This is a genomic window from Erwinia sp. 1181_3 (genome assembly GCF_052824965.1).
Genome location: NZ_VTDE01000001.1, coordinates 492,404 through 509,241, shown reverse-complemented (window position 1 = coordinate 509,241; position 16,838 = coordinate 492,404). Strand labels below are relative to the sequence as shown.

13 protein-coding genes are annotated in these 16,838 nt (G+C 55.0%); 10 read left to right on the top strand and 3 right to left on the bottom strand.

Going from position 1 to position 16,838, the window contains the following annotated elements; all coding sequences use genetic code 11:
- The first annotated feature begins 94 nt into the window (after positions 1-94).
- The 3 genes from FY046_RS02330 to FY046_RS02320 all read left to right on the top strand — a co-directional run bounded on the left by FY046_RS02330 (position 95) and on the right by FY046_RS02320 (position 3,200).
- Positions 95-1,705, top strand: a complete 1,611-nt coding sequence (locus FY046_RS02330) for an FAD-NAD(P)-binding protein (RefSeq protein WP_446185698.1) — start codon at positions 95-97, stop codon at positions 1,703-1,705.
- An 82-nt stretch (positions 1,706-1,787) separates the two neighbouring features.
- The gene (locus tag FY046_RS02325) at positions 1,788-2,546 is read left to right on the top strand and encodes a hypothetical protein (RefSeq protein ID WP_421504986.1); all 759 of its coding nucleotides are present in this window, start codon (positions 1,788-1,790) and stop codon (positions 2,544-2,546) included.
- 117 nt (positions 2,547-2,663) lie between these two features.
- The gene (locus FY046_RS02320; protein ID WP_133841633.1) at positions 2,664-3,200 is read left to right on the top strand and encodes a DUF2058 domain-containing protein; all 537 of its coding nucleotides are present in this window, start codon (positions 2,664-2,666) and stop codon (positions 3,198-3,200) included.
- Between the two features lies 1 nt (position 3,201).
- On the opposite strand, the gene FY046_RS02315 is transcribed toward FY046_RS02320, so the two are convergent.
- Positions 3,202-3,900 carry an RluA family pseudouridine synthase gene (locus FY046_RS02315; protein WP_159336403.1) on the bottom strand — a complete coding sequence of 233 codons (699 nt, stop codon included), beginning with the start codon at positions 3,898-3,900 and terminating at the stop codon, positions 3,202-3,204.
- 239 nt (positions 3,901-4,139) lie between these two features.
- Between FY046_RS02315 and FY046_RS02310 the strand changes: the two genes are divergently transcribed.
- The 7 genes from FY046_RS02310 to FY046_RS02280 all read left to right on the top strand — a co-directional run bounded on the left by FY046_RS02310 (position 4,140) and on the right by FY046_RS02280 (position 13,279).
- Positions 4,140-5,759, top strand: a complete 1,620-nt coding sequence (locus FY046_RS02310; protein ID WP_446185697.1) for an ABC transporter substrate-binding protein — start codon at positions 4,140-4,142, stop codon at positions 5,757-5,759.
- A 72-nt stretch (positions 5,760-5,831) separates the two neighbouring features.
- Positions 5,832-6,797, top strand: coding sequence for an ABC transporter permease (locus tag FY046_RS02305; protein ID WP_133841635.1), 966 nt, complete (start codon positions 5,832-5,834; stop codon positions 6,795-6,797).
- Positions 6,794-7,720 (top strand): oligopeptide ABC transporter permease, encoded by a 927-nt coding sequence (gene opp4C / locus FY046_RS02300; protein ID WP_446185696.1) that lies wholly within the window; start codon positions 6,794-6,796, stop codon positions 7,718-7,720. The genes FY046_RS02305 and opp4C overlap by 4 nt, the downstream gene beginning before the upstream one ends.
- Positions 7,717-9,258 carry a Sapep family Mn(2+)-dependent dipeptidase gene (locus FY046_RS02295; protein ID WP_446185695.1) on the top strand — a complete coding sequence of 514 codons (1,542 nt, stop codon included), beginning with the start codon at positions 7,717-7,719 and terminating at the stop codon, positions 9,256-9,258. The genes opp4C and FY046_RS02295 overlap by 4 nt, the downstream gene beginning before the upstream one ends.
- Positions 9,248-10,912 (top strand): dipeptide ABC transporter ATP-binding protein, encoded by a 1,665-nt coding sequence (locus FY046_RS02290; protein WP_446185694.1) that lies wholly within the window; start codon positions 9,248-9,250, stop codon positions 10,910-10,912. The genes FY046_RS02295 and FY046_RS02290 overlap by 11 nt, the downstream gene beginning before the upstream one ends.
- A gap of 156 nt (positions 10,913-11,068) precedes the next feature.
- Positions 11,069-11,395, top strand: a complete 327-nt coding sequence (locus tag FY046_RS02285) for a hypothetical protein (RefSeq protein ID WP_446185693.1) — start codon at positions 11,069-11,071, stop codon at positions 11,393-11,395.
- A gap of 201 nt (positions 11,396-11,596) precedes the next feature.
- Positions 11,597-13,279 carry an Hsp70 family protein gene (locus FY046_RS02280; RefSeq protein WP_446185790.1) on the top strand — a complete coding sequence of 561 codons (1,683 nt, stop codon included), beginning with the start codon at positions 11,597-11,599 and terminating at the stop codon, positions 13,277-13,279.
- 52 nt (positions 13,280-13,331) lie between these two features.
- Here the strand turns inward: FY046_RS02280 and FY046_RS02275 are convergent, their stop codons facing one another.
- Positions 13,332-15,995 carry a hypothetical protein gene (locus tag FY046_RS02275; protein ID WP_446185692.1) on the bottom strand — a complete coding sequence of 888 codons (2,664 nt, stop codon included), beginning with the start codon at positions 15,993-15,995 and terminating at the stop codon, positions 13,332-13,334.
- Positions 15,992-16,699: a DUF1266 domain-containing protein gene (locus FY046_RS02270; protein ID WP_446185691.1), complete on the bottom strand. Its 708-nt coding sequence runs from the start codon at positions 16,697-16,699 to the stop codon at positions 15,992-15,994. Before FY046_RS02270 ends, FY046_RS02275 begins: the two co-directional genes overlap by 4 nt.
- Positions 16,700-16,838: the final 139 nt, after the last annotated feature.

Genomic DNA, 16,838 nt, shown 5'->3' with positions numbered 1-16,838 from the left:
GTTGTTCAGGAAAGGGGGGAATGGCGTTCATTCAGAAAAGAGGTATTCCCGGAAAATAGCTGGATTTAACAACAATAATAAGGCGGGAGCAGCAATGAAAAAGATAGCCATCATCGGGGCGGGACCAACAGGCATTTATACGTTTTACGCACTGCTGGGCAATCCGCAACCGCTGTCTGTCTCTGTCTATGAGCAGGCCGCCGAGGCGGGCGTCGGCATGCCCTACAGCGATGAAGATAACTCGCGGATGATGCTGGCCAATATCGCCAGTATTGAAATTCCGCCTGTTTTTATCACCTATATTGCGTGGCTGCGCACCCTGAGTGACAGCCATCTGGCCCGCTATGGCGTCGAGGCTTCTTCCCTGCATGTGCGGCAGTTCCTGCCGCGGATCCTGCTGGGTGAATATTTCCGCCACCAGTTTCTGGAAATCGTCGCTCAGGCTAAACGCCAGGGTTTTGAAGTCAATATCCACGAAGCGTGCAAGGTGACCGATCTGGAAGCCACCTCCCAGGGCGTGCATATCTGGGCGCAGGGTGAACGCATCCCGGCGCTGTTTGATCTTGCGGTGATTGCCACAGGGCATGTCTGGCCTGATGACAGCAAGGCGACCCGCACCTTTTTTCCCAGCCCCTGGTCCGGGCTCATGGATGCCCGTATTCCCCCCTGTGAAGTCGGCATTATGGGCACGTCGCTGAGTGGCATTGATGCGGCAATGGCAGTGGTGGCTCAGCATGGGACATTTAAAGAAGGCGATGACGAACAGATAACCTTCAGACTGAATAAGGGAAGTGAGCGGCTGAACATCACGCTGATGTCGCGCACAGGCATCCTGCCGGAGGCCGATTTTTATTGCCCGATCCCTTATGAACCGTTGAGCATCGTCACGCCAGAGGCCATCGAAAACGCCATTGCGGAGGGAGCGGACGGCCTGCTTGACCGGGTGTTCGGGCTGATGGTTGAGGAGATGGCACAAAGCGATCCGGCCTGGAGCCAACATATCTCGCTGCGGACGCTGGACGTCGACGGTTTTTCCGCAGCCTGGTTCGCCGATCGGCATCAGCATGACCCTTTTCACTGGGCCTGCGCCAATCTTAATGAAGTCGAGCGCAATAAGCGCGAAAAACACACGGTGGCCTGGCGTTATACCGTGCTGCGTTTACACGAAGCCGTTGAAGAAATCGTCCCTTTTCTCAATGACAAAGACGCGAAAAGATTCAACGGTGGTCTGGCCCGTGTGTTTATCGATAATTATGCCGCTATTCCATCACAGTCGATCCGTCGACTGCTGGCGCTGCGCGAGGCCGGGATCATCAGCATCCAGGCCCTCGGGCAGGATTATCATCTGCACGAAGATGACAACCAGACCGTGATTTCCGCTGAAGGGCAAACGCGGGTGTTTGATGTCTTTATTGATGCCCGCGGGCAAAAACCGCTGAAGACCCGTGACCTGCCATTTCCGACGTTGCGCGCCCAGTTGCAGTCCTGTGGGGATGAGATTCCTGACGTCGGTAACGATTACACATTGCTGTCACCGGAGAGTGCTCGGGGGCGCATTGCATTCGGTGCCTTGCCTTATTTAATGCACGATCGGCCGTTTGTGCAGGGTATTACCGTCAGCGCTGATATCGGTGCGGCAATAGCGAAGGCGGCCCTGGAGCCCCCCTCACGCACGCGCAGGCGACTGCGTTATATCGACATCTGACGCGCCTGCGTTGATTACTGCTTTGCATCGTTTTGCGTATTCTTCATAATTGCTTGATACGTCATCATTATTTGAGAGCACTATGATCAGGTTTTGGGTTCCGTTTCTGGCCGTGGCATCGGCATCCGTCCTGGCGGCTGAGGTGCCACCTTCCATCAGGCCGCTGGCATTGACGGCGGTGAAAAGCGGCAGCGATCAGTACAACAGTTTGTGTGCCGCTTTAAAAGATCGCTGTAACGCCGGGAAAGAAACCACCTTATGGAAGAGCAAGGCCGATGCGAACACCGTCTATTTAATCAATTCCTCCCCCGAGTTGATGAAGATTGAGAAAACGGGCAGCACCTGGCGCGTGAAAGGAACGTGGGATTTTAGCCCGTATCATCACAGTCACAGTGATAAGAACGAGGGTGATGATGAGCTGTCTGCAAACGGTGTCACACTCTACCCCGCGTTATATCCCCTGAGTAAAAGCCAGCAGGCGGTGGCCCTGGTGTCGCAATGGTCGACGGGGTATTCGGGCGGCGGGCGTGAAGAAAATTACGCCGACTTTATGCAGTTGAATGATGACGGAAGTTACAACGCCGCCTTCAAAGATATTCTGTTTTCCTCCCGTGAAATGATCCGGGCCTGTTTCTCTGAACAGGATTATGCCCGCAAGTCCCATTGTCACGATGAGAGCTGGCGTGTTTTGCAGTTGAAAATACTGGACCAGGGGAAGGCGTACTATGCCTGGGAGTTCATCACCAAATCTTCCGACTGGCCGTCGTTTACCGATAAGTCTGAGATAACCACCACCGTCAGTCGGGAAGTGAAAGTGCCGTTTGCAGAGAGTGCGCAGTAGCAGAGTAAACAGCCTGTGGGGCCATCCAGCAAGGCTGGCTATTTTGGCGCAACCTGGTACAGCCCTAAAAATTAAAGGTATAATCCCCCGCATTATTCAACGGATTTAGAAGCGAACATGACAAAACTCACCTTGCAAGAGCAGATGCTGAAAGCAGGATTAGTCAGCAGCAAAAAAATGGCCAAAGTTCAGAGAACGGTCAAAAAATCTAAGGCTCAGGCCCGTGAGGCCAGAGAAGCGGTAGAAGAGAATAAAAAAGCGCAGATCGAGCGGGATAAGCTGCTCAGTGAACAGCAGAAGCAGGCGGCGTTATCGAAAGAGTATAAAGCGCAGGTGAAGCAGCTGATTGAGATGAACAAAGTCGACATTGCCAAAGGCAACATTGATTTTAATTTCACCGATAACAACCTGATTAAGAAAATCGCCGTCGATAAGGCCACGCAAGCTCAGCTTATCAGCGGTCGCCTCGCCATTGCACGTTTGCTCGGCAACAGCGGCGAAAGCGAATACGTCATCATTCCCGCCGTGGTCGCCGATAAGATTGCGCAGCGCGATGCAGGCAGCATTGTGTTAAATAGCGCGCTGAGCCTGGAAGAGCAAAACGAAGACGATCCGTATGCTGATTTCAAAGTGCCTGATGATTTGATGTGGTAAATCAGAACGGCGAGGCATTGCAGGCGTTGATCGGCGCTTCGCTGATCGGATGAACAAAATGTAATTCACTGGCGTGCAGCATCATCCGCGGCGTCAGTTCGGTGCCTGGCAACAGGCGACCGCCATACAGATCGCAGCCCAGAATCGGGTGGCCCAGCTGCTGGCAGTGAATGCGTAGCTGGTGGGTGCGCCCGGTCTCCGGGGTGAGCTGTACCCGCGTCACAGGCAGTAACGTCCCGTCTTCCTGTTCCCGAACAATGCGCTCAACAACCCGATAGCGGGAGCGGGCGGGTTTACCGTGGATGGCACAAATCGACATCAGCGGGAACAGCGCCGGATCGCGGGTAATCGCCGCATCAATGATCCCTTCATCATTATCCAGATGCCCGCACAACAGTGCGCTGTACACCTTGGTCACCGTACGCTGGCTGAACTGCTGGCAAAGGGCGGCATTGATCGCCTTATTGCGTGCAATCACCATCAGCCCGGAAGTGCCGAAATCAAGCCGGTGGATCAGTGTGCAGCCGGGGAAAAGCTGTACCAGCCGGTGATGCACTGAATCGAGATTGAGCGGATTTTTCCCCGAGAGGCTGAGCAGCCCGGCGGGTTTATTGATCAGCACCAGGTGATCGTCCTGATACAGGACTTCAATCTTGTCATGGCAGGGTGGGGCAATAAAGGTATCGAAAATCACAGACATCAGACTGCCCCGGTAGCGAGTGGGAGCGGATAATAACGAATTTTCAGCCAGCTGGCGAATCTGGCTGTGCGCCCGTGGGCGTCAGCGTGCCGTCACCTCACTTGCAACATAATCACATAACCATTACCAATCATTCTATTTGCTTGTGTTTGTTTCAAACAGTAACGTTGTTAAAAATAGCGTATTAACGATGGGCTTATTATTAATTTACCTCTGGAAGTAAAATGACGGGGTGAATTATGACAACTTTATCTGGGGTGGGAATGAAGGGATTTTCAAAAGCCATTGCTTTTGCGGCAATGAGCCTGACGGCGTTTAACGTTGCAGCGGCAGAGAATAACAACAGTAATAATATTATTCGCTACGCAATATGGAGCAATCCCAGCGGTAACTTCCATCCCACGCTTTATTTTACTGACTACGATCGCGCGGTTATATTCACTCTGTTTGGCCGCTTGTTTACCCTCGATGAACAGCAAAACCCAAAACCGTCTCTCGCTGAAAAATATGACTACTCGGCTGACGGAAAAACACTGACGCTGCATTTAAAACCGGGCGTGAAATGGCATGATGGCACCGCGTTTACCGCGGAAGATGTCTATTTTACCTATGCCACCGAAGCCGATGCGGGCTTCCCGAAAGACACCCCTGGCTTTGTCAAACACCTGGTGGGTTACGAGGATTACCATATGGGTAAAACGGACCGTTTAGCGGGCATCAAGGTGATTGACGCGCAAACCCTGAGCTTCACCTTTGTAGCCCCGTATGCTGCGGCCTTCTCTCACTTTGCCGACCGTCCTGTGCTGGCCCAACATATCTGGAGCAAAGTCCCGGTTAAAGAGTGGAATAAAGCGACTGACCTGCTGCGCAACCCGGTCGGCACCGGCCCTTACAAGTTTGTCGAGTTTCTCCCGGATCAGTACGTCAAGCTGGAACGCAACGACGACTATTACGGCGGAAAACCGAAAACCAAAACGCTGATATTTAAAGTCTCTAACGCACAGACGGTACAGAATGAGCTGATCAATGGCGACGTTGATATTGCTGAACTCTCATCATGGAATGGCCGCGATTTACAGACGTATAAAAATGCCGGCATTCAGATTATTGAGCAGCCGGGCGTAGGTGCACAGTATTTATCACTGGATACGCGCAATAAAAATCTGTCCGATCGCCGGGTCAGACAGGCGCTGGTCTATGGCATTGACCGACAGGCGATTGTCGATAAATTACTCTACGGTCACGCTCAGATATTCAATACCAAAGATAATCCGCACAGCCCTTACTACCCTAAAGCGTTAAATAATTATGCCTATAACCCTGAAAAGGCGAAGGCGTTATTAAAAGAAGCCGGTTGGGCAGACACCAACGGTGATGGCGTTGTCGATAAAGACGGCAAAGATTTCACCCTAACCATTAACTACCCGACAGGGAACCGCACCCGCGAACTCACCGCACCCGTTATTCAGCAAAACCTGAAAAAAATCGGCATCAACGTGGTGCTTAACGTCGCCGACTTCAACGCCACGCTCTCTATTTTGCAGGACAAAGCGCAAGTCTACGATGGCGTGTTGATGGGAGGGACTTTCAGGCCTGGCGAATATGATAACAACTTCTGGTGGGAACGATTCTCCACCCCACAGCTGGACGCTTTCGCCAGTCAGTTTAATGCCACCATCGACCGTGACGCCCTCAAGACCAGCGTTGGCGGGTGGTTAACCGGGATTAATGAAGAAGTGCCGCACGCCTGGCTCTACATCCCCAATATCGGCTACGCCCTGAGTAAGCGAATAACAAGCTATCACTCTTACCCTTATGAACCTTTCGCCGATGTCGCTGGCTGGAGCGTAAAACAGTAACGCATTGCACGGTACAGGGTTTTACAGAGCACCTCTTCTGTAAAACCCGTTCACTTCAGCACGGGATTTTTTATGTTCAGGGTTATTTTTCACAGGTTACTGATCGCTGTTCCGGTGCTTATCGGCATCTCGCTGCTGGTCTTCTTCTTAATACAGTTACAGCCCGGCGATCCGCTGGTCGGCATGATCTCGCCCGAAACAACGCCAGAGCAGAAACAGGAAATGCTGCGTCAGGCTGGCTACCTGGACCCGATATGGCTGCAATACTTGCGCTGGGCTTCGCGAGCGATGGTGGGTGACTTCGGTTACTCCTTACAGAGTGGGGCACCGGTACTCACGCTTATCGGTGAACGGGTCTTCAACACGCTATTGCTGGCGGGCAGTTCGCTGTTGATCACCTTAATCGTGGCGCTGCCGCTGGGGATTTATCTCGGTCTGCGCCGTGGTGCTACGGCGGATATCGCGGTCTCGCTGTTGTCTTTTGTCATCCTCTCCATTCCGGTATTTTTTATTGCCATTTTACTGGTGAAAGTCTTTGCCATGAATCTGCGCTGGTTTCCCGTTTCGGGCGTCTCTACGCTGGGCAGTCACCTTACCGGTTTTGATCATATTGTCGATGTGGCTAAACACCTTGTTTTGCCCGCAGTCACGCTGGCGTTAGGCAACATCGCTATTTTTAGCCGTTACCTGCGTTCCAGCATCAGCGAGTTAATTAACCAGAACTTTATCAAGGCGCTGTTCGCCAGGGGAATGAGGCGATCGGGCGTGATCTATCCGCATTTGCTGAAAAATGCCGCCAAACCGCTGATTACCGTGGTGGGGATGGAGATCCCGGCGCTGCTCTCGGCAACGCTGCTGACCGAGATTATCTTTAACTGGCCGGGCATCGGACGTCTGAGTTTTGATGCTATCCAGTCACGCGATTTTCCCCTGTTGATGGGCATTGTGCTCTTTCTGGCGGTGATCACTTTAGCCATCAATATCCTCGCGGATATTCTCTATGCACTCGCCGACCCGCGAGTAAGGCTGACCCGATGATGCTGAACCATGATGACGCGGCTCTGCGGCCGCGAACCCGGCTGCATCCCCTGCTGAAGGATCACTATTTCGTCAGTGGATTGATTCTACTGACGCTGCTTGCTGCTTTTTCCCTCTTCGCGCCCTGGCTGACACCCTACAACCCCGATGATATGGATCTCTACAATATTGAGGCACCGCCCGGCAGCGAACACTGGCTGGGTACCGATGACATTGGCCGCGATGTCTTCTCGCGGCTGCTCTACGGCGGCCGCGTATCCATCATGGTCGCGCTGGCCGCGGTGCTCTTTCAGGCGGCGATCGGCATCGTACTCGGCAGCATCGCGGGCTATAAAAGCGGTGTGGCCGATATGATCATTATGCGCATCACCGACATCATCATGTGTTTTCCCTTTTACGCGATGGCGATAACTCTCGCCGCCCTGCTGGGTGCCAGCGTCTGGAACGTGATTCTGATCATCGGCGTGCTTCACTGGACGGGCATCGCCCGGCTGGTGCGCGCTGAACTGCTGTCGCTGCGCGAAAGCGGCTATGTTCAGGCCGCAAAATCCATGGGCGTGAGCAGCTTCACGATTGTCTGGCGGCATTTGCTGAGGAATGCCTGCGCGCCCATCGTCGTAAATCTTACCCTCGCGGTGGCGAATGCGATTCTTGCCGAAGCCGCGCTGAGCTTTATCGGGCTGGGCGTCAAACAGCCGCAGCCGTCATGGGGCAACATGCTGTCGGCGGCGCAAAGTATCAGAGTCATTGATGACGAATGGTGGCTGTGGATCCCCCCCGGCTTAACCATTGTGTTGATGGTATTGGCGATCAACTTTATCGGCGAGGGGCTTGCCCGGGTGTTAAATCCACGGCCTGCGGTCCCGGTGAAAGATATCCACCTTCACTCGCTGAAACTCTCCCAAAAAAGGAAAAGCGCATGAGTCAGTCACTGCAGGAAAAAGGCTTTACCGGAAATCTCTCCGCAGAGGAGACCGCTTTTTCGGAAAAAATTGAACAGTGGTTTGAGCAACACCGTGAAGAATTCATTCAGGACCTGCTGCAATGGGTGGCTTATCCGAGCATTGCCGATGAGAAATTAGCGCAGGACGGCAAACCCTATGGTAACGAGGTGGAAGCGATTTTCCAGCACGTTAAAGCGCAGGCGGAGAAGCTGGGCTTTGCCACCGAAGCGCATCAGGGGCACGCGCTGTCTGTGCTGGCGGATAACCGCAACGCGACCCAGGATTTGGGGCTGATCTCGCATCTTGATGTTGTGCCACCTGGCGATAACTGGACCTTTGCGCCGTTCGAACCGTTCCACAAACAGGGTTTCGTTATTGGCCGCGGGGCATCGGATAACAAAGGCCCGGCGCTGCTGGACCTCTACCTGCTGCGTGCCTTCCGCGATCTCGGCGTCTCCCTGCATCACAAGCTGCGCGTGATCTACGGGGGCGCAGAAGAAATTGGTATGGGCGACATGAAATACTTCGCGAAAAACGGGCCGGTTCCGCGCTTTTCCGTGATCACCGATGGCGCATTCCCCGTCAACTATGCGCAAAAAGGCGGTCTGAACCTGATTTTACAGATCCCGACCGGCCCGGTGTTATCCCGTCTGTCGGCGGGCGTGGCGGAAAATGCCGTTCCGGCCAGTGCGACACTGCGTTTGACCGCGACGGACATTGCCACCGTTGACAGCGCGCTTGCCCGATTACCGGCCGGGCTGCGCGAATCGCTGTCGATTACGCCTGACGGCAGCGATGTGCTGCTGGTATCGCATGGCAAATCCGGGCACGCCGCCTTTCCTGAAAACACGCAAAATGCCATCCCGCTGCTGCTGAATGCCGCCGTGGGTGCCGGGCTGCTGGTTGATGCAGATCTCAATGCGGCAACGCTGATTGCGCAGCTGCTGGCCGATCCCTGGGGGCACGGAGCGGGTATTGCCTTTGAAGATGAGCAGACCGGTAAGCTGACGTTGAACGGGGGATTAGCGATCTCGAATGCGCACGGTGTGGCGATCTATCTGGATATTCGCTATCCGATTTTTACCGATAAAGACGGTTTGCTGGCGACGCTGAAACAGACCATTGCGCCGCTGAACGGCAGCTTAACGATCCTGCGTGACGACGTGCCGATGCATGTGGATAAAGACAGCCTGCTGGTGCAGCGCTTGCAGCAAACCTATGACGCGATAGCGGACGCCAAAACCGACCCTTACACCATGGGCGGCGGCACCCATGCGCGGGTATTGCCGAACGCCATCACCTTTGGCCCGGGATTTGGCCGGGGTGCATCGGCGTTGTTTAACGGTGAAAACGTCAGCGAGCGCCCTGACTTTATCCCTGACGGGCATGGCTCTCCGCACGGCCCTGACGAGTTTGTGTCGATTGAAAACCTGAAGCGCGCGTTTAAAGTCTATGCGATCGCCATTCCGCGGTTAGACAGCTGGCTGGCGCAGGGATTAATCGACAATGCCGGATAACACACCGTTACTCCACATTGAAGGGCTGTCCGTGTGCTATCCGGGGCAGGACGCAGGCGTGACCGCAGTGGATCAGGTCAGCCTGAGTCTCGCTGCCGGAGAAATACTGGCCGTCATCGGCGAGTCGGGGGCTGGAAAATCGGCCATTGCGCAGGCGATCCCGGGATTATTACCGGCGAATGCCATCGTTTCCGGCAAGATCCTGTTTCAGGGTATCGATCTGCTGAGGTTAAATCGTACTGAACTTTCCACCCTCAGAGGGCGGGAGATCGCGATGGTATTTCAGGACCCGACGTCATCGCTCGACCCGGTTTTCTCCGTCGGCACCCAGCTGGATGAGTCGATTGCCCTGTGCGATCCGTCACTCAAGGCTGCACAGCGCAAGGCGCGTGCCATTGAGCTGCTGTCGCAGGTGGGCATTCCGCAGGCGGATAAACGCCTGAAGAACTACCCTCATCAATTCTCAGGTGGCCAGATCCAGCGCATCATGATCGCGATGGCGCTGGCCGGACGCCCGAAGATGCTGATTGCCGATGAGCCGACCACTGCGCTGGACGTGACCACTCAGCAGGAAATACTCGACCTGCTGTTCAGCCTGAACCAGCAGTCCGGTATGGCGCTGCTGCTGATCACCCACGACATGGGCGTGGTCGCTGATATTGCACAGCGGGTGATTGTAATGCGGCACGGGAAAATAGAGGAAAACAGTGCGGCAAAAACCCTGTTCCGCGCGCCTGAAAGTGCCTATACCCGCCAGCTGCTGGCGGCGATCCCATCATCCACATCAACACCGGTCGCCGTTGAGGAAACGTTTGAGGCACTGGTGCGGGTGGATGACGTGCACATCAGTTATCCGGCAGGGTTTGGCAAGCGCCATAATATTGTTAATGGCGTCTCTTTTAACATCGGCAAAGGCGAGTTCCTCGGCCTGCTGGGGGAGTCCGGATCGGGGAAGACCACCCTGGGTCGCAGCCTGCTGGGCATCATTAAACCGCACCAGGGAACGCTGACGCTGGCGGGCGAGGCGATTTATCATCCCAGCCGCACGCGCAGCAAAGCGATTAAATCGCAGGTTGGGGCTATTTTCCAGAACCCGCTTAGCTCGCTGAATCCCCGCATGACGCTCGGCCAGTCGATTGCTGAACCCTTGCGCACGCACACCACGTTAAAAGAGGCGGCGATCCTCAAGCGGGTGACGTCATTAATCACGGAGGTTGGGCTTCCCGCCGAATGGCAGCAGAAATATCCGTATGAGATTTCAGGCGGGCAGTGCCAGCGCATTGCGATTGCCCGTGCGCTGGCGCTGAACCCGCAGCTATTAATTGCTGACGAACCCACCTCGGCACTGGATGTCTCTATCCAGGAAAGCATCCTCACACTGCTGCGCAATCTGCAAAAGGAGTATCAGTTTGCCTGCCTGTTTATCAGCCACGACCTGGCGGTGGTGCGCAGCCTTTGCCAGTCGGCGCTGGTATTGAAAGACGGTCATGTGGTTGAGCAGGGGCGGGTCAGTGAGTTGTTCTCCCGGCCTGCCAGTGACTATACGCGATCGCTGATCGACAGCATTCCTTTTGCCGATCCGCAGCATCAGGAAAATAAACGCCGCCAGCGAGCGCCGTGGCTATTTGCTCACCCCTGGGAACTTGTGACATGACAGTGCCGTGTCAGTGTTTTTATAGAAAGAGGATGTCGCACAGGATAATATTTACCGCGTCACCCCACTTATTTACCCTCAGCCCTGGATTGTTTAATAACAGGGAAATGTGATGGAAAACGGTTTCAGTATTGCCATGACCCCGGTGCTTTAAAAATGAAAAAATTCACAACTATCAGTACCTTTTTTATCGTTTTTTTTGGACAGGATAGCGATGAATATGGCGAAACTTATCAAGAGATTGTCGATTCTGCTTTTAAGATTTATGTTGAAGATGCTGGTTATTATCTCGATAACCTGATTACCAATATTGACGACTTCCGCCAATGTTACCCGGATAATGAGTCCGCAGTTGTTGCCCTGAATGAACTTACCGACGGCTCTGTGGGGGATACGAGATATCACACACCAACACTTCTTGGCTTCCTGGAATGGCTTTCCTCTACTCTGAAACAAAAGCGTGATGAGCATAACGCCAGATAAACCCCCGGGTCCACGTTCTTGTGGGCCACTGTCACCCTGTTACCTCCCTGAACCTAACATCAGATGGCTAGCGAGCACCGGTAATTTCACTCGGCTTGATAGAGTATGGTGACTCTGCTGTGTGACAAAGGCTTCTATAATTCAATATGATTGAATAAAATCGATGGAACACATCATTGATGAGAAAGAATCATGACGGAACTGAAGATGGCTGTCCCGGCGATCGGTATTGATTTAGGCACCACCAACAGTTTGATCAGCGTCTGGCAGGACGGCCAGGCACGGCTGATCCCCAATGCGCTGAATGAATATTTAACACCGTCGGTGGTGAGCCTGGATGACGATGGACAAATGCTGATTGGCCGCCCGGCACTGTCGCGTCTGACCACCCATCCGCAGCGCTCAGCGGCGCTGTTTAAGCGCTTTATGGGCAGTAAGAAACAGTTTCGGCTTGAGACACAAACCTTTGATGCGCCCGAGTTATCGGCGCTGGTGCTGAAATCCCTGAAAGCGGATGCTCAGGCTTACCTTGGTCATGACATTTCCGACGTGGTGATCTCGGTGCCTGCCTATTTCAGCGACGAACAACGCAAACAGACCCGCTTTGCCGCAGAACTGGCAGGGCTCAATGCTGTCAGGCTGATTAACGAACCGACCGCCGCCTCCATGGCCTACGGGTTGCATACCCAAAATACCGGCCGCACGCTGGTCTTTGATCTCGGCGGGGGAACCTTTGACGTCACGGTGCTGGAATACGATCTGCCGCTGATCGAGGTGCATGGTTCGGCTGGCGACAATTATCTGGGCGGTGAAGATTTTACCCAGGCGATGATTGATGCCTGTCTCCGTGAGTGGAAGCTCAACGCGGAGACAATCCCCGCGACCGAACTGGCGCGCCTCTCCGATTGTGCTGAACAGCTAAAATGCCAGCTCGGTCAGCATAATGCCCCGAATCAGTTGAGCTGGCAGTGGCAGGATAAGGCGTGGACGCTCTTGTTTGATGAAGAGAAACTTGAACAGATCTGGTTGCCGCTGATGACGCGTCTGCGAGCCCCGATAGAACAGGCGCTGCACGATGCCCGTCTGCGGCCGGAGCAGCTTGATCATCTGGTCCTGGTCGGCGGTGCATCGCGTATGCCGGTGATTCAGAAGCTGGTGGTGAAACTGTTCGGGAAGTTGCCTCACCAGCATCTGGACCCTGCCACCATTGTTGCGCTCGGTGCCGCCGCACAGGCCGCCTGTCGCTTGCGTAATGAAGATATTGAAGAGGTGATCCTCACCGATGTCTGCCCTTATACGCTCGGTATTGCCACCGCCAGCGAGCAAAGGAGCGGGATATTTTCCCCGATCCTTGAGCGTAATACCGTTGTACCGGCGTCACGGGTGGAGACGTTCACGACCCGTCACGTCGAACAGACGTTTATCCGCATCGCTATCTATCAGGGTGAGAATCCCCTGGTCGCCAACAATATTTTTATCGATGAATTACAGGTGCCGGTCAAACCCAACGGCGCGTTACAGAATATCGACGTGCGCTTCAGTTATGACATTAACGGATTGCTGGAAGTGGATGTGCATTTGCCCGAAAGCGGTGAGTCACTAAGTAAAGTGATCGACCACAGCCCGATTGGCCTCAGCCCGGAACAGCAGCAGCGCAGCCGTGAACGGTTAACGGCGGTGAAAATTCATCCCCGCGACACGCTGGTGAACCGCAACTTGCTGGCGCGTCTGGAGAAATCCTGGGCGCAATCGCTGGGCGATACCCGTGGACAGATTGGCCTGTGGTTAGAAGAGTTTGAAATGGCGTTAGCCAGCCAACAGGAAAGCCGTATCGCGCCATTGCGTCATCAACTGGAAGGCATGCTCAAGGACATGACGCTGTAAAACCAAAAAAATATGCCGCCCGTGAACCCGGGCGGCATACACACTTTTCCGACTATTTTTTTCGGCGCCAGCCGGGTGGCGGGCCAAAGCGGTTTGGCTCAGGCATCCCGCGTTTGAACAGATACATCCCCAGCAGTTTCAGCACCGGAATTTTAATCTCTTTCAGTTTATCCGCGGAGGCCAGGCCCAAATCCCGTCCACGGCGCACGATCGCGCTGTAAACGTTCATCACCACCAGCAGTGCCGACAGCGCGGTATTCGCCAGCTGTCCTTCAGCGACAATCGCGTTTACCAGCAGGATAGCGAGCTCGCTCCCCAGCACAATCTGCAATATCAACCCCACCCGACCCAGGCGTGAATTAACCCGCCAGAACTGCCAGAAATAACTGCGGCGCTGCGGGTACTGTGCGAACGCATTCTGACGGCGGGTATTGACTTGCAGCATCGTCGCTGCCGCTAAGCGCAACGCGATATCCATCGCGGGGTCGTCAGCACAGTTGCCGGCAGCGGCACTCAGTTTAGCATCCAGCAAATATTCCGGATTGCTGCCAAGCTGATGGATCCCCAGGGCGATTGCCGACGCGTCGCTTGCCCCACTGGCAACCGTGTCGTCTGTCGGAAATACCGGCAACTGGCGTAACAGCAATTGCTGCTTAAACGCGGCTGCTTCTGGCGAGCTGGCGGTGAGGGCCTCCAGAGCATCCAGATTGTCCTGTGCATACTGCGCATTGTCATGCGACAGGAAAACCGCGTGGTACAGGGCCTGATACGCGAAGGGGGATTGCTCCAGCCGTGACTGCCACTCGGCTTGATAACGATAGAAATAGTGAGCCGAGTTAGATGAGAGCTCTTCACGCCGCGCAATATACTCTTCGATACTGACGGGTAGCCGGGTCCAGCAGTTGAAATGCAGCGAGTTGTTCAGATCCAGATGGCTTTTGAGCTGGCCAACTTCATCGCCCTGAGCCGGGTCAATTTGGGTAAATACCTGATACATCGACCAGAAGGGGTGCTGTTCATCCAGCGGGAAATCGTTCAACTGGCTGAGCAGGGAAATGTTGTCAATATCCAGTTCGAGCATTGTCTCCAGCAGCATCACCTGACGCAGCGCATCGTGCGGCGGCGTCTGGTCCTCTTCCGGCAAGGCAATATTGGCATGACCGAGGAGATAGCACAGCCAGCTGGTATGCGCTGGCAACACGCTCTCGCCATACGCCGGATGTTGCGCCAGCCTGGACAGGCTGTGAGGAGGAAGCGGGCGCCAGTGCCACAACCAGGCGATGCTCTGTTTCCAGGCGGCACCCTCGCCGTCGGCGAAAATTTCAGGCAGCGGCGTCTCTTCTGGCGCAGATAACCACGCGCTGAACGCTGCCAGCACCGGTGAGCCCTGAAGCCACGCCAGGCGCTGTGCGGCCTGGCGCTGCAGACCGCGTAAGATCAGCGCTTCCAGCGGTGCCGCGGGAAGCGGCTGGTCAAGGATCGCCTGTAATAAGGCTTCATTGCCCATCGTTAACATGCTGGCCTGCCAGTAGAGGTGCAGCAGTGTATCCGAGCCATCGACCTGCAAAAGATGCGGGAACATCACCTGCGCGCGATAGCGGCCTGATTTCCAGCTGATGAAGTCAGTGGCGACAGGGGACACATCCACAGGTATCGTTTCGGCCCAGCGCACCAGCGTTTGAGGTGATTGTGCCTGCGGCCGATAAGCGGTTTCCTCCTCGTCGGTGGCGGAGGCCGCTGGCGGAACATCCGGGCGGTCAAAGGCCTGAATCAGCAGGGGCAGGTAATCCGGAGAATCGCTGGCACACCACGCCAGCAGCCACTGTTCGGCTTCGGCATGCTGGTACTGTTCATGCAGGATGACCCACAGCGGGAAGGCTGTTTCATTATCGCCCATCATGCCGCAGTGGCTGGCGCTCAGATAGAGCCACTCCGGGTCATCGGGATGGCGTTCCTGTTGCCGCAGGCAGTAGTCACGCACCTCCGCGTTGGACTCGGCAGCGACATTAAACCAGCGAGCTATCTGTTTCATCAGGCGTGGGCACGAGGGCCAGTAAATCACACGCGGTTCTTGCAGCAGATATCGCAACCAGCCCGCCGGTTGTTCCCAGTAAAAGTGCCGAATCTGATGGAAATAACCCAGCGTTTCGTCCTGCGCTGCCAGACTGAGAGGGGCCAGCGTCGAAAGATCGAAAATGTCGCCGCCCTCGGCAAAGTTCAGTAAGTCGTCCGCCCGTGCGCCCATGTCCTGATCAAGTTCCTGCAGACGCATCCGCCATTGCAGGCGGTTAGCCAGCAGTAGCAGGCAGTCGGCAGAGACAAAGTTCACCTGCAAAACGGCCTCCAGTAACGGCCAGCGGAGCTGGTCGATGGTGGCAACCGGGTGAGCGTCGAGCTGGCTGATAAAGCGCAGCCAGTTGATCGGCAGATAACGCTCAGCGGGGGAGGTGAGCAGTTGGCTGAAGGTATCAAGCAAGCCCGTGGGATCGGCGGCTGGCGCTTCTGGCGGGGGCGCTGGTGGTTCAAATGGCATCAGGGCGGCGGGTTCATCCACGCCTTTCCGCGCCTGTTCATAGGCTTCACGCAGACGCTTAAATCCTTCCGGATTGCTTTCCGGGTGGCAGGTGGGCAGCAGGACGCGGTAGGCCTGGCGAATCACCTGCTGATCCTGCGTCGGTTCAATGCCCAGGGTTTCCCAACATGACGGGTTACTCATAGATCCATCTCCGGCAATGATGCGGGTTTCTCAATTTCATTCATCGCGATGTGCCACGGCAGTTGGGATACCGGGCTATCCGGATGCGTGTAAAGCTGGCGCATTAATTCAATATTGGTGGTGCTACCGGCATCGGCACTGAAGGCATAACGCCGGGCATCGGCGTTGGAAGCGTTGAGTGACTGCCAGTAGAGCCTTCCGATGATAAACCCGGCGTTATAGCGCTGCCAGCTGGTGTAATAGTAACGGGCTCGCGCTGCCAGACGGCTGTGCAACCACAGGTTTTCTTCAGGCGTTATCCAGCCGTTAAGCAGCGCGATACGGCAAAGGAAGCCCATTCTTGCCAAATCCCAGGCGCGGATCCCGCCGTCACCGCACATCACGGCGCTGTCAGCCACCAGTGCCAGCAGGGGCTGTACGTCCGGCGCCTGATGCGCCGCATAATCCTGCCACTCGCTCAGGCTCAGGCGGTGCCAGAGCCTGAAGTAATGGGCCAGATCGTCCGCGTGGCCGTTGTCGCTCATCCTGACAATCATCTCAAACAGCTCTTCACGGGAATCAATGCCCCAGCTGTCACTCAGATCCACGCCGGTATCAAACGGATAAAACTGATCGCAGTCGTAGGCGGCACCCGCTCCGGCATTTATCGCCACCATCGGGGCTGAAAGCGCGAGCAACCAGCGCCGTGCAGAATCATCAATCACTGAGCATTTCTCCGGTAGGGGGTATCCGCTATCCATTTGAAAAAAGTGCGCTTAGGTTACATGAAATGTTTCTGACGGTTAATTTTTAGTTGAATCAATTCATTGTTGTACTACAACCCTCCACCCCTCATGTAAGGCG

Excerpts from the sequence above, each read along its gene's own strand:
- FY046_RS02330 (WP_446185698.1), top strand. The coding sequence starts at position 95 with ATGAAAAAGATAGCCATCATCGGGGCGGGACCAACAGGCATTTATACG.
- FY046_RS02325 (WP_421504986.1), top strand. The coding sequence starts at position 1,788 with ATGATCAGGTTTTGGGTTCCGTTTCTGGCCGTGGCATCGGCATCCGTC.
- FY046_RS02320 (WP_133841633.1), top strand. The coding sequence starts at position 2,664 with ATGACAAAACTCACCTTGCAAGAGCAGATGCTGAAAGCAGGATTAGTC.
- FY046_RS02315 (WP_159336403.1), bottom strand. The coding sequence starts at position 3,900 with ATGTCTGTGATTTTCGATACCTTTATTGCCCCACCCTGCCATGACAAG.
- FY046_RS02310 (WP_446185697.1), top strand. The coding sequence starts at position 4,140 with ATGACAACTTTATCTGGGGTGGGAATGAAGGGATTTTCAAAAGCCATT.
- FY046_RS02305 (WP_133841635.1), top strand. The coding sequence starts at position 5,832 with ATGTTCAGGGTTATTTTTCACAGGTTACTGATCGCTGTTCCGGTGCTT.
- opp4C (WP_446185696.1), top strand. The coding sequence starts at position 6,794 with ATGATGCTGAACCATGATGACGCGGCTCTGCGGCCGCGAACCCGGCTG.
- FY046_RS02295 (WP_446185695.1), top strand. The coding sequence starts at position 7,717 with ATGAGTCAGTCACTGCAGGAAAAAGGCTTTACCGGAAATCTCTCCGCA.
- FY046_RS02290 (WP_446185694.1), top strand. The coding sequence starts at position 9,248 with ATGCCGGATAACACACCGTTACTCCACATTGAAGGGCTGTCCGTGTGC.
- FY046_RS02285 (WP_446185693.1), top strand. The coding sequence starts at position 11,069 with ATGAAAAAATTCACAACTATCAGTACCTTTTTTATCGTTTTTTTTGGA.
- FY046_RS02275 (WP_446185692.1), bottom strand. The coding sequence starts at position 15,995 with ATGAGTAACCCGTCATGTTGGGAAACCCTGGGCATTGAACCGACGCAG.